Below are 13,131 nucleotides of genomic sequence, written 5' to 3'. Positions count from 1 at the left end.
CACATGAAAAGGCAAATCATCTTATGGGCCTTATTGGCAACTACCTTTCTGGCCTGCTCTGGTGTTTCTTGTCCCAAATTAAAAATAGAACCAAGACCCTTTCCACATTAGGGTTCATTTAACACCACGATCATGAAACCGATAATATACATCCTATTGGCATTTTTGCCATTATTGGGAATGGCCCAGGAGAAAAACACCACCATCAAAGTGACGGCAACGGCTGTCCACATAGACCCATCCCCCACCTACAAGGCCATCGTTTCCCTGAGCTCCGCTTTTGCCAGCTATGCGACCGATGGCATAGACCTTGAGCAATTAAAATCAAACTACAAAAAGGCCTTGGAATCACATGGGCTTGACTGGAACGAGATCAAAGAGACACCTTACGAATTTGGTTTTGAGACCATGGGGTATGACAAGGAAGGTGCCGTGTACGAGTTCACCACGACCTCAGCGGAAAAAATGAGAGAATTTCTGGGGATAAAATCATTGGGCATACAACGCTTGAACGCCATTGCCATTTTGGAAATTGACCCCGATGAGGCAAAATCCCTAAGTGAAAGGGCCCTAAAAGATGCCACCGCAAAGGCAACTGCCATAGCACTGGCCCTGGGCAAGGAACTCGGACCTGTTGAAGTTGTGGAGGACAACCAGTTTATGGGAAAACAGATAGAAACCTCCATTTATTATGACCGTCCCGTTGGCGAATATATTTATACACTTCAGGTGGTCTTTGCCACCAAATAAGTGGTTGACCATAAAACATTTAGCTACTAAACCCTTCACCGGACAAGCCCCTAAGGGGCTTTTTTTGATATTTACAGATTCGACCTTTCCTTAAAACGTTTCTAAATAAGAGGTTTCGTGCAGTTTATTGCTTGTTAAAAACTCGATCGTGCCGTAAATTTGTCTCAAAACCAGCACTAATGAGTGGATTGATAAAATCTTCAATTGCCCGCAAAGTGGTAATGGCACTTTCGGGTCTTTTTTTGGTTGTTTTTCTCACACAACATTTTACCATTAACATCACCTCGGTCATTGACCCTGACACGTTTAATTCGTGGTCGCATTTTATGGGCTACAACCCATTAGTCCAATTTGTACTGCAGCCCATTTTGATTGCCGGGGTGATCGTGCACTTTGTCATGGGCTTTGTCCTGGAAATCCAGAACAAGAAAGCACGCGGCGTCAATTACGTGAAGTTCAAAGGAAGTGCCAACGCCACATGGCCCTCCAGGAACATGATCTATTCCGGATTGGTGGTACTCGCCTTTTTGGTACTTCATTTCTATGATTTTTGGATACACGAGATGGCCTACAAGTACGTCGCGGTTTCCCCCGAAGACCCTACACGCTACCACCATGAGACCGTGGAGAAATTTGCCCCGGCCTGGAGAACGATCCTCTACGTTGTGTCCTTTGTACTATTGAGCCTTCACCTGTGGCACGGTTTTGCTTCTTCCTTCCAGAGTATGGGAGTGAACAACAAGTACACCCCGGCCATTAAGACGTTCACAAAATTATTTTCGGTGATCATTCCATTGGGCTTTGCTTTCATCGCCCTATATCACCACCTTAACCCAATAACACATTAAGTATGGGCATATTGGATTCTAAAATTCCATCTGGGCCTTTGGCCGACAAATGGACCAAACATAAAAACGATATAAATCTCGTAAATCCCGCCAACAAAAGGAATATTGATATTATTGTGGTGGGGACCGGATTGGCAGGGGGTTCCGCTGCGGCCACTTTGGCCGAGCTGGGCTACAATGTAAAGACCTTCTGCTACCAGGACTCTCCCCGAAGGGCGCACTCCATTGCCGCACAGGGAGGGATCAATGCAGCAAAAAACTATCAAGGTGATGGCGACAGTAACTATCGCCTGTTCTACGACACGATCAAAGGGGGCGACTACCGTTCCCGGGAGGCCAATGTGTACCGTTTGGCCGAGGTGTCCGGAAACATCATTGACCAATGTGTGGCACAAGGAGTCCCTTTTGCCCGAGAATACGGAGGGCTTTTGGACAACCGCTCCTTTGGAGGGGTTTTGGTTTCCAGAACCTTTTACGCCAAGGGACAGACAGGCCAGCAATTGTTGTTGGGAGCCTACTCTGCCATGAACCGACAGATCAACCGGGGCAAGATTAAGTCCTATACCCGTCATGAGATGATGGATTTGGTTTTGGTGGACGGTAAGGCCAGGGGAATCATAGCCCGTGACCTAGTTACCGGAGAAATTGAACGACACAGTGCACACGCCGTGGTTTTGGCCACAGGAGGGTACGGAAATGTGTTCTTCCTTTCCACCAATGCCATGGGAAGCAACGTAATGGCTGCATGGAGGGCACACCGCAAAGGGGCCTTCTTCGCCAACCCATGTTACACACAAATCCACCCAACCTGTATTCCGGTCTCTGGGGAGCATCAATCCAAATTGACCTTGATGTCCGAATCGCTCCGTAACGATGGACGAATCTGGGTGCCCAAGAAAATGGAAGATGCCGTGGCCATCCGCGAAGGGAAATTGAAGCCCACACAGATTGCCGAGGAAGACCGTGATTATTATTTGGAAAGAAGATATCCTGCCTTTGGTAACCTAGTGCCCCGCGATGTGGCCTCTAGGGCCGCCAAGGAACGTTGCGATGCCGGATTTGGCGTGAACAAGACCGGGGAAGCGGTATTCTTGGATTTCGCATCGGCCATCAAACGGTACGGGAAAGAAAAGGCACTGACTTCGGGCATCAAGGATGCCGATGAGGCCACCATCATCAAATTGGGTGAGGAAGTCGTTGAGGCCAAATACGGAAACCTATTCCAGATGTACGAGAAAATCGTGGACGAAGATCCATATAAGACCCCAATGAAAATCTACCCTGCGGTGCACTACACCATGGGCGGACTTTGGGTAGATTATAACCTACAGACCACCATCCCCGGTTGCTATGCGGCCGGAGAGGCCAATTTTAGCGATCACGGGGCCAACCGTTTAGGGGCTTCCGCACTGATGCAAGGCTTGGCCGACGGATATTTTGTACTGCCCTACACCATTGGGGACTATCTGTCCAAGGACATTAGGACCGGCAAAATACCGACCGACTCCAAGGAATTTGACGAGGCTGAAAAACAAGTCCGTGAGCGCATGGAGAAATTGATGGGCGGTACCGGTATCCACTCTGTGGACTATTACCACAAAAAACTGGGCAAGATCATGTGGAACAAATGTGGTATGGCCCGTAATGCCAAAGGCCTGGAGGAAGCCATAAAAGAAATTGCCGAGCTGCGGAAGGATTTCTGGGAAAATGTAAAGGTTCCCGGAACCATCGAGAGCAAAAACCAGGAATTGGAAAAGGCCGGAAGGGTGGCCGATTTCTTGGAATTGGGCGAACTTTTTGCGAAGGATGCCCTGCACCGAAACGAATCGTGTGGAGGACACTTTCGTGAAGAGTACCAGACCGAGGAAGGGGAAGCGCTCCGTGATGATGAGAACTTTAAATATGTGGCTGCTTGGGAATACGTGGGCGAGCCCAAAGATGCCAAATTGCACAAAGAGGATTTGGTGTATGAGAATATTGAATTGAAGACACGATCTTATAAATAATTATTGGGTTACTTGGTTATTGAGTTATTGGTAATTGAACATCGATAAAACATAGTGGGAAGTTTCAAATCTTTCGAAGAGTTGGCTTGTTGGAAAGAATCAAGGATTCTTCGAAACTATATTAAAGATGAGATTATCCCTTTATTGCCAAGTCATGAAAAGTTTGAACTTATAAGTCAAATCAAACGTTCATCCCGTTCTGTTGGAAACAATATAGCGGAAGGATTTGGAAGGTTCAATTATCAAGAGAATATACAATTCTGCCGTATGGCAAGAGGCTCATTGAACGAAACCCTGGATCATGTCATCATAGCAATGGACGAAGCCTATATCACAGTTGAAAAACTTGATGGTTTTAGAGAATTGCACAATAGAACATTAAAAATATTAAACGGTTATATCAAATATCTAAAGGATGCCAAACTCAATTGAGGTTTACACCAATAACCGATTAACTTAATAACTAGCAAAGCGATGAAGCTACATTTAAAAATATGGCGTCAGAAAGACGCATCCTCAGCAGGAAAAATAGTGGATTATACCCTTGACGGCGTTGAAGGGGACATGTCTTTCCTCGAAATGCTGGACATCCTGAACGAAGAACTCGTTTCCAAAGGAGAGGAACCCGTTGAATTTGACCACGATTGTAGGGAAGGTATCTGCGGAACCTGCTCCCTTCAAATCAATGGGGAACCTCATGGACCAGACAGGTTGGTAACCACTTGTCAATTGCACATGCGCAAGTTCAACGATGGGGACACCATTGTAATTGAACCGTTCCGTGCAAAAGCATTCCCTGTAATCAAGGATTTGATCGTGGACCGAAGTGCTTTTGATCGCATCCAACAGGCTGGCGGTTATATTTCCGTGAACACTTCGGGGAACACGGTGGATGCAAATGCCATCCCGATCAACAAACATGCTGCGGACGAAGCCATGGATGCTGCTACCTGTATCGGTTGTGGTGCCTGTGTCGCCGCTTGCAAGAATGCCAGTGCCATGCTCTTTACCTCTGCCAAGGTTTCCCAGTTCGCCCTGTTGCCCCAAGGCCAGGTAGAAGCTGTGGAACGTGTGCAGAACATGGTGCGCCAAATGGACCTCGAAGGTTTTGGTAACTGTACCAATACCGGTGCTTGCGAAGTGGAATGTCCCAAAGGCATTTCGTTGAGCAACATTGCCCGAATGAACCGCGAATACCTATCCGCTTCTTTGAAGGGATAAGCGTTCAATATATCAAATTACAAAACCCAAATTCCAAATGGAGTTTGGGTTTTTTGTTGCTATAGATAGTGTCAGGTCGAGCGCAGTCGAGACCTCATTGCGCTTCGACTTAGCTCAGGCTACAAGGAAGCATTTGTGCATATTCGTGTGATTCGTGTCAAATCTAATGGACCATCCTTTAAATGAAAGATTCTTCGCAAAGCTCAGAATGACAGAACAACTCTCTATTTTTCATTGAAACCTTTGTAAATTGTACTATGCCCAAAAAATATCCACAGGAACGTATCAAAGTGCCCCGGTTCAATGAAGAATCGGGTTTCTACACCACGCCGGAGCGTTCGAAGATCATGGGCAAGATACGCGGCAAGAACACCAAGCCGGAACTCGCCTTCAGGAAAGCTTTGTGGGAGGCGGGCTATCGGTATCGCATCGATTATAAAAAACTCACAGGAAAGCCGGATATCGCCCTAAAAAAGTACAAGACCGTCATCTTTATCGATGGGGAATTCTGGCACGGGTACAATTGGGAGGAACGCAAGCATAAGATCAAGACCAATCGTGAATTTTGGATCGCGAAAATAGAGCGCAACATCCAACGGGACGAGGAAGTGAACGAAACCCTCGAAGAAAAAGGCTATAAAGTGTTCCGCTTTTGGGAAACAGAAGTGAAAAAGGACCTGGACCGTTGTTTGGAAGAAGTGCTCACTCACTTGGAGCGGGTCAAATCTGCTTTTTCATGACCCGGAACACCTGGAGCACATCGTCCATGGAAACCTCAAAATCCTGATATTCGGGGGATGTGTTCAGGTTGTGGCACTGCAACGCATTCGTCTGCCTGTTGAAACCCATGAGCTGCTTGCAGATGATTCTATCCGAACAGACCAAAATGTAGGACCGGTTCCATAGACTTTCATCGTTCTTGGTCAAGGTTTCCTTTTTGGTTTCCAGTGCCAGCACAAAGGCATTATTGGGAATGGCATCCGCAGTGGAGTCGTTCATGGAATCGCCGGACACTTCAAACACCCGATGGGGACCTTCGTTCAAAAAATCGACAATGAATCCTGCCTGGAACGGATTTTTCACACTGTCCTCCTTGAGGTTTTCAATGTACTTTTTGTGCCATTCCACGAGCACCAAGGGCGCCATGACCAAATATTTTCCATGGCTCAAGGGATAGAACACACTCCCGTGTTTGGTAAAAGGCTGCTTTTTGGTGTAAGCCTCACCCATATCGTTCACTTCGTGAAGATAGAGTTCGGCAATGGTAAGATCAAAAAACTCGGCAATCTTGGTGAGGTTCTTTATGGGAATATTGGCATCCTTCCTTTCATAGAGCTGTATGGTACGCAGGCTAACGCCAATTTCTTCTGCCAATTGGGATTGGCTCATATCTTTTTTTCGCCTTAATTGCTTTATTGTGTACATATAATTATTATATTGTGCAATATTGTTACGCAATATGATATAGCTGCAGCAATTCCACCGCTTTCTGTAATTGGGTTACAAGCCAAATATAGAAAATAGGATCTGACCCCAACATATTTATTAACGACTACAATACCTTTGGAATGGGCTCAATCAAAAATGCAGGCTTTGTCATCAAGAGCGATGACATCTTTTCACCCGAAGATTATGGAAAACCGATCAGCGAGCGGCTTTCCGAAATCCTTCGCAGGAATGTGACCAAAAACGATTATGCGAATATCGCCATTCGCAGCAATGTGAGCTTCTCCACCATTCGCGATGTGGTCTATCGCACCAATAGTCTGACCAAGACCAATGCCCAAGCCATTGCGTTGCTCGTCCATGCAGCCTTTGAGAACTCTATTGCCCATAAATTCCTTGCGGAAGGGGCTTCCCTGTTTTTGGGTGCCTTACTAAAGGTCTAGGCGGAGAAGCCAATCCGTCTGTTTGTCGTTCCCAATGTAGTAGGGGTGTTCACCAAACTTCTGGAAATGGTGCCTCTGGTAGAAGCGTATCGCTTTTGGATTGTGTTCCCAGACGCCCAACCAAATGTAGGTCTTTTGCATTTTTTTGGCCAGCTGGATGATTTCCTGCAACATTAAGGTGCCAATGCTCTTGCCCTGATGGCCCTCTACCACATAGATGCGTTCAATTTCCACGGAATCCGCATCGTTCACATCGGTTTGGGCCTGGCCGATGTTCAGTTTGAAGTATCCGACCAAGGTCCCTTCATCTTCCACAAAATAAAAATAGGTGTCTTGATCGGAAAGTTCGGAAGCCAACTTTTGTGGATCGAACGCTTTTTGGATATAGGCCTTGAAATCATCGGGATCATTGTCCTTTTCAAATGCTGTGATAAAGGTCTGCTTGGACAGCTTCACCAAGGCGTCCAAGTCCTCTCCTGTACATTGCCTAAAAATTAGTGACATGGTTAGGTTGTTTAAGGTTTAGGGTTGAAGGCCTTCATCAAAACAGCAAATCGCCCGACTCCAACTTCTGACTTCCGGCTTCCGGCTTCCGGCTAAAATTATCACAAAAAAAAAGAGCCGTACAAATGTCGGCTCCAAATTTTTCAGGGGGATACTGAACTACAGCATAAAAAGCTTTTTGATCAAAAGCATGAATCCTGTAAAAAAATCGTTTCTGTAAACTTGGACATTCTCGTCCATTGCTCTGTGGTTAAATCTGGATGCCATGGTTGTTTGGTTTTAATGGTTTAATTTGGGTGAAAAAATCGATATAACCAAATATAAATCCGATAAACGGCAATTTAAAACTATTGTTGCGTAATGGTTTTAATATGTTGTAAAAAAACCGAAGATAATTGTTAAATATTCATTTCGGGGATTTCACCTTCCACAATAAGATTCCCTTCGGTGGCCGCCACGATCTCTTCCACAGTGGTTCCAGGGGCCCTTTCCAGCAGTTTGAAGCCTTCCGGAACAACTTCCAAAACGGCCAGGTTGGTCACAATCTTCTTCACGCAGCCCACTCCCGTCAAAGGCAAGGTGCATCTTTTTAGGAGTTTGGACTCCCCTTCCCTATTGGTGTGCATCATGGCCACGATGATGTTTTCGGCAGAGGCCACCAGGTCCATCGCACCGCCCATGCCCTTCACCATCTTTCCGGGAATCTTCCAATTGGCAATGTCCCCGTTCTCGGCCACTTCCATCGCGCCCAGAATGGTGAGGTGCACATGCTTGCCACGGATCATGCCAAAGCTGAGGGCAGAATCAAAAAAGGAGGCTCCGGGAAGGGTGGTAATGGTCTGTTTTCCCGCATTGATGATATCGGCATCCTCTTCGCCCTCATACGGAAACGGGCCCATGCCCAATACCCCGTTCTCACTCTGGAACTCCACACTGATGTCATCCCTTACAAAATTGGCCACCAAGGTGGGAATGCCTATCCCCAAGTTCACATAATAGCCGTCCTTGACTTCTTTTGCAATTCGTTTTGCTATTCCGTTTTTATCTAGCATATTCTTTCTTTTTGTAAAACACCCCTAAAGTCCCCTCAAGGGGACAACTAGCTCCGTTGTCGAACAGTTCGTTGTTCAATTCGTTTCTCGTAGTTCTTTCCTTGGAAAATGCGCTGTACAAATATGCCAGGAATGTGGATTTGATTGGGGTCCAAACTACCTGCCGGGAGGAGTTCCTCGACTTCCGCTACCGTGATAGTGGCCGCTCCGCACATACAGGGGTTAAAGTTGCGTGCTGTGCCCTTAAAGATGAGATTTCCGGCCTCGTCCCCCTTCCATGCCTTTACGAAGGAGAAATCGGCCTTAAAAGCGGGTTCCAATACATACATTTTTCCATCGAACTCCCGGGTCTCCTTTCCCTCGGCCACTTCGGTGCCATAGCCTGCAGGGGTGTAGAAAGCGGGGAAGCCTGCTTGGGCAGCGCGGCATTTCTCGGCCAAAGTGCCCTGGGGTGTAAGTTCCACTTCCAATTCACCGCTCAACATCTGCCGTTCAAACTCGTCGTTCTCCCCTACATAGGAGGATATCATTTTTTTAATCTGCCGCTTTTGTAAAAGTAGCCCCAGGCCAAAATCGTCCACCCCCGCATTATTGGAGATGCAGGTAATGTCCTTTACACCCAACCGAACCAGTTCGGCTATGGCGTTCTCGGGGATGCCACAAAGGCCAAAGCCTCCCAACATGAAGGTCATACCGTCCGCAACCCCACGCAATGCTTCTTCCACATGGGCAACTGTCTTCTTGATCATTCCATTCGAATTTTGGATTGCTTGAAATTACGATATTAATAAAAAAGCCCCAAGCAAATTGCAATTTGCTTGGGGCAAAAGTTTTTGAACTGATGTCCTATTTAGAAATCAAGATCGTCCAGGTCATCATCGGTATCCAAGTCGTCCTGGTTGTCTTGCGATTCTTTGGTGCAATCTATATTGATGGACATTTCTTCCGGTGCCTCAAAAGCATCCTTGGAAACACCAATTTCTTCGTTGGCATAGTTCTTTTTCATATACAACGCCCAGATGGGCAATGCCATGGAGGCCCCTTGTCCATACAACAGTCTTGAAAAGTGGATGGATCTTTCTTCTCCACCGACCCAAACGCCTGTCACCAAATTGGGCACCATTCCCATGAACCATCCATCACTTTGGTTCTGTGTGGTACCTGTTTTTCCCGCTATGGGGTTGGTGAGTTCGTAGGGATATCCCGTCATGATCTCTTTGTACATGGCCTGGTTCTTACCATAAGTATGTCTTAACCTTCCCCCTGATCCGTATTGGGTGACGCCTTCCATCAAATTGATCATGGCATAGGCCACATCTTTGCTCAACACGTCTTTGGTCTCGGGGGTATATTCGTAGAGTACGGTCCCGTTTTTGTCCTCGATACGGGTCACCATTACGGGTTTTACATAGACCCCCTGGTTGGCAAAGGTCCCGTATGCGCCTACCATGTCATATACACTAAGGTCAACTGTTCCCAAGGCAATGGATGGCACTTCGGGTATTTCTTTTTGAATACCCATATTCTTGGCTATATTAACCACTGAACCTGGACCCACACGATCAATAAGCTGAGCGGTAATGGTGTTCACGGAGTTGGCCAACGCACTTTTCAGGGTCATATTCTCTCCTGAGTATTTGCCATCGGAGTTTTTGGGGCACCATGCCTCAAGGTTTCCATGTTTTCCGGGTTCGATGCAATATTGGTTGTCGGGCAAGGTATAGCATGGCGAATAGCGCAACTGGTCTATCGCGGCAGCATATACAAAGGGTTTGAAGGTAGATCCCGCCTGCCTTGCTCCTTGATACACGTTGTCGTATTGAAAATGTTTGTAGTCGATTCCCCCTACCCATGCCTTCACGTGGCCTGTTTGTGGTTCCATGGACATCATGGCCGTCCGCAGGAAAGTCTTGTAATACCGAATGGAGTCCATCGGGGTCATTATGGTGTCCTTTTCAAAGGAATCGCTGTTCCAATCAAAGACCGTCATTTCCGTCTTTTGTTTGAAAGAGGCACGAATTTCTTTTTCGGATTTTCCCTCACGGCTCATGGCCCGCCATCTTGGTGAGGTCTTCATGGCCCGCTCCATAATATTGTCTATCTCGAAGGTTTCGAGGTCCAGAAAGGGCGCTGTGGGATTTCGATCGGGTGTGTTCTGGTGGAAAAATTCGGCCTGAAGGTTTTTCATGTGCTCTTGCACGGCTTCTTCGGCATTGCGCTGCATCCGGGAGTCCACGGTGGTGTACACCTTTAGACCATCCAGATAAATGTTCCACTTTTCACCATCGGGTTTGGGGTTCTGATCCACCCAAACGTTCAGGAATTTTTGCATGTACATCCTAAAATAGGTGGCCAAACCTTCGCGGTGCGACTCTGGATTGAAGTTGATCTTCATCTCCAAGGCCTGGAGGGAATCTTTCTCCGCTTCGGTGATGTACCCATATTTGGCCATCTGTCCCAAAACCGTGTTCCTTCTGTTGAGGACCAGTTCTTCCCTTCTCATGGGATTGTAATAGGAAGAGTTTTTCAACATGCCGACCAAAACAGCAGATTCTTCTGTTTTGAGTTCAGATGGCTCTTTGCCAAAATAAATCCGGGCCGCAGAGCGTATCCCATCCGCATTATAGTTGAAGTCATAAATATTGAGATACATGGCCATGATCTCTTCCTTGGTATAGTTGCGTTCCAAACGGGTAGCGATGACCCATTCCTTTACTTTCTGAAGTATTGCGTTGGTGGTGCTTTCCTTGTCCCTTACCCCAATGAAAAGCTGTCTGGCCAATTGTTGGGAAATGGTACTGGCCCCTCCCTTGCTTCCCAAATAGACCAATGCTCTCAAAAAACCCCTGGCATCGATGCCTGAGTGGTCATAATATCTAGCATCTTCGGTGGCGACCAATGCATCTACCAAATTCTGTGGCAGGCTCTCATAATCGACCCAAGTCCTATTGTCGTCCAAGTAGAGTTTGCCCAAGGTCTCTCCATCCGAAGAAAGGAATTCGGTGGCCAAATTGGTCTCTGGGTTCTCCAAACGTTCAAAAGTGGGCATTTCCCCGAACGCTCCCCATGACGCCAATAAAAAAATCAATATGACCGATAGAACACCGGCCCCAAAGAGGATCCAAAACCATTTTATGTACTTAAAGTAGCCTTGCTGTTTCTTTTGACTTGTCTTTGCCATTATCAATTATTGGGTGCTTTTTCTATTTCCAAACCAACATCCGTGATGCCTTCGAGCACGGGGAGGCCCTGTATGGTGCCATTTTTGCGCATGGCGTGTGAAATATTCACCTTATATACGCCAACTCCTGAAAAAACGACGTTCTCTCGGTACCAAAGTTTATTCTCCTTTACACTTCCCATTCCTTTGCCCAGCCATTCCCCCGTGGGTTCGGCCATTTTGTATTCCAAAGTGTCCTTGATGGTATTGCCGTCTGGGTGCTCCAGTTCGGTGATCAAAAAAAGATTGCTGAAAGGATAGGTGTTGTCGTTCCTGACATTGATGAACATATTATAGGTCTGTGTGCTGTCCAATCCGGAAACTTGAAAATGTATGGCATCGTCCATTTCCCATTTGCCTTCTTTTATCGGTGTGTATTCGGAAAAGACGAGTGCATCGTTGCATGAGGCCAGTGCAAGGATACCTATCAGAAGAAACAAAGTGCTACTTCGCATTGGGTTTTGCTTTGGATTTGTTGTTTCTGCGTTTTTTGTTCCTGCGCTTGTTGTTCCTCTTCGGTTTGTCAAAACGGGTGAGGCTGTCCTCTCCCACCACATTTTCATAAGCTGCCTTTCCTTCACTGACCGTATTGTCCTCGGCATACTCTTCAAGGGTGGGGGCCTTCTCGTTCTTTTTGTTCAGCTCCAATATTTCCAGCACTTGTTGTTTGGTCAGGGGATGCCAGTTCGCTGGTTCGTCCTTGTACGAAAACCAAAGGGTTTCCTTGAAAATGTCCGCTTTTTGACAGAAGGCCAGTCCTTTCTTGGTCATTATTTTGCTGTCCTGCGGAGGGAAATCCTTAAGGGCTTCCAAGTACACATCCAGCTCATAGTTGAGGCAACATTTGAGCTTTCCGCACTGTCCTGCCAATTTTTGGGGGTTCAATGCCAGTTGCTGATACCTTGCGGATGCGGTGCTGACCGACCTGAAGTCGCTGAGCCATGTGGAACAGCAAAGCTCGCGTCCACAGGAACCGATACCGCCCAAGCGTTGGGCCTCTTGCCTATAGCCGATCTGGCGCATCTCAATGCGGATCTGGAAGGCCTTGGCCATGTCCTTGATGAGCTGTCTGAAATCGACCCGATCCTCGGCCGTATAGTAAAATGTCGCCTTTGACCCATCTCCCTGAAATTCCACATCGCTGAGCTTCATTTCAAGTTTGAGGGCTATGGCTATTTCGCGGGAGCGTTTTTTGATCTCTTCCTCCCGGTCCCGGCATTTTTGCCAAATGTCGATGTCCCTTTGGGTGGCCTTTCTATAGATCTTGGGAAGGGTTTTGTCATCAGGAGCGGTTTTTTTCCGCTTCATCTGTACCCGTACCAGTTCGCCGGTAAGGGTCACCACGCCCACATCATGGCCGGATTTGGCCTGGGTGGCCACCACATCGCCAATGGATAGGGGAAGGTTTTCCTCGTTCCTGAAAAATTCCTTTCTACTGTTCTTGAAACGTACCTCAACGCAATCAAAAGGTTTTTGACCGTTGGGCAACGACATATTGGAAAGCCAGTCAAAGACCGTTAGCTTGTTACAACCATCAGTGCCGCAAGTTCCATTGTTCTTGCAACCACGCGGTTGTCCATCCTTGCCGGTTGAACAACTGCTACACGCCATATTTTGTATCTTGATTGAGGTCCTTAAAAA

The 13,131-nt window shown here is 47.0% G+C and carries 14 protein-coding genes; 7 read left to right on the top strand and 7 right to left on the bottom strand.

Annotation, left to right across the window (positions count from 1 at the left end):
- Positions 1 to 132: 132 nt before the first annotated feature.
- From SD450_RS03445 to SD450_RS03420, 6 genes are all read left to right on the top strand, one after another.
- Positions 133 to 750 carry an SIMPL domain-containing protein gene (locus SD450_RS03445; RefSeq protein WP_318343239.1) on the top strand — a complete coding sequence of 206 codons (618 nt, stop codon included), beginning with the start codon at positions 133 to 135 and terminating at the stop codon, positions 748 to 750.
- 179 nt (positions 751 to 929) lie between these two features.
- The gene (locus tag SD450_RS03440) at positions 930 to 1,598 is read left to right on the top strand and encodes a succinate dehydrogenase cytochrome b subunit (protein WP_318343238.1); all 669 of its coding nucleotides are present in this window, start codon (positions 930 to 932) and stop codon (positions 1,596 to 1,598) included.
- Between the two features lie 2 nt (positions 1,599 to 1,600).
- A complete protein-coding gene (locus tag SD450_RS03435) occupies positions 1,601 to 3,604 on the top strand; it encodes a fumarate reductase/succinate dehydrogenase flavoprotein subunit (protein ID WP_318343237.1) in 2,004 nt (667 codons plus the stop codon).
- Between the two features lie 54 nt (positions 3,605 to 3,658).
- On the top strand, positions 3,659 to 4,036 hold the full coding sequence (locus SD450_RS03430; protein ID WP_318343236.1) for a four helix bundle protein: 378 nt from the start codon (positions 3,659 to 3,661) through the stop codon (positions 4,034 to 4,036).
- A gap of 42 nt (positions 4,037 to 4,078) precedes the next feature.
- Positions 4,079 to 4,825 carry a succinate dehydrogenase/fumarate reductase iron-sulfur subunit gene (locus SD450_RS03425; protein WP_318343235.1) on the top strand — a complete coding sequence of 249 codons (747 nt, stop codon included), beginning with the start codon at positions 4,079 to 4,081 and terminating at the stop codon, positions 4,823 to 4,825.
- A 257-nt stretch (positions 4,826 to 5,082) separates the two neighbouring features.
- Complete coding sequence (locus tag SD450_RS03420; protein WP_318343234.1) at positions 5,083 to 5,565, top strand: very short patch repair endonuclease; 483 nt, start codon at positions 5,083 to 5,085, stop codon at positions 5,563 to 5,565.
- Here SD450_RS03420 and SD450_RS03415 read toward each other — a convergent pair.
- Entirely contained in the window at positions 5,546 to 6,250 is a 705-nt protein-coding gene (locus SD450_RS03415; protein ID WP_318343233.1) for a helix-turn-helix transcriptional regulator, read from the bottom strand. The two genes, SD450_RS03420 and SD450_RS03415, sit on opposite strands and share 20 nt — an antisense overlap.
- Before the next feature lie 143 nt (positions 6,251 to 6,393).
- Here SD450_RS03415 and SD450_RS03410 point away from each other — a divergent pair, with 143 nt between their 5' ends.
- Positions 6,394 to 6,714, top strand: coding sequence for a hypothetical protein (locus SD450_RS03410; RefSeq protein WP_318343232.1), 321 nt, complete (start codon positions 6,394 to 6,396; stop codon positions 6,712 to 6,714).
- On the opposite strand, the gene SD450_RS03405 is transcribed toward SD450_RS03410, so the two are convergent.
- The 6 genes from SD450_RS03405 to SD450_RS03380 form a co-directional block, all read right to left on the bottom strand.
- Entirely contained in the window at positions 6,703 to 7,218 is a 516-nt protein-coding gene (locus SD450_RS03405) for a GNAT family N-acetyltransferase (protein WP_318343231.1), read from the bottom strand. The two genes, SD450_RS03410 and SD450_RS03405, sit on opposite strands and share 12 nt — an antisense overlap.
- A gap of 398 nt (positions 7,219 to 7,616) precedes the next feature.
- The gene (locus SD450_RS03400; protein ID WP_318343230.1) at positions 7,617 to 8,270 is read right to left on the bottom strand and encodes a 3-oxoacid CoA-transferase subunit B; all 654 of its coding nucleotides are present in this window, start codon (positions 8,268 to 8,270) and stop codon (positions 7,617 to 7,619) included.
- A 47-nt stretch (positions 8,271 to 8,317) separates the two neighbouring features.
- Positions 8,318 to 9,019 carry a CoA transferase subunit A gene (locus SD450_RS03395; RefSeq protein WP_318343229.1) on the bottom strand — a complete coding sequence of 234 codons (702 nt, stop codon included), beginning with the start codon at positions 9,017 to 9,019 and terminating at the stop codon, positions 8,318 to 8,320.
- A 101-nt stretch (positions 9,020 to 9,120) separates the two neighbouring features.
- Entirely contained in the window at positions 9,121 to 11,451 is a 2,331-nt protein-coding gene (locus SD450_RS03390) for a penicillin-binding protein 1A (protein ID WP_318343228.1), read from the bottom strand.
- Positions 11,452 to 11,453: 2 nt separating this feature from the next.
- On the bottom strand, positions 11,454 to 11,945 hold the full coding sequence (locus SD450_RS03385; protein ID WP_318343227.1) for a gliding motility lipoprotein GldH: 492 nt from the start codon (positions 11,943 to 11,945) through the stop codon (positions 11,454 to 11,456).
- Positions 11,935 to 13,101: a PSP1 domain-containing protein gene (locus tag SD450_RS03380; protein WP_318343226.1), complete on the bottom strand. Its 1,167-nt coding sequence runs from the start codon at positions 13,099 to 13,101 to the stop codon at positions 11,935 to 11,937. The genes SD450_RS03385 and SD450_RS03380 overlap by 11 nt, the downstream gene beginning before the upstream one ends.
- Positions 13,102 to 13,131: the final 30 nt, after the last annotated feature.

This window comes from Flagellimonas baculiformis, from assembly GCF_033441575.1.
GTDB lineage: Bacteria > Bacteroidota > Bacteroidia > Flavobacteriales > Flavobacteriaceae > Flagellimonas > Flagellimonas baculiformis.
The sequence above is the reverse complement of the archived record's forward strand: the minus strand, read 5'-3'. Positions and strand labels throughout refer to the sequence as shown.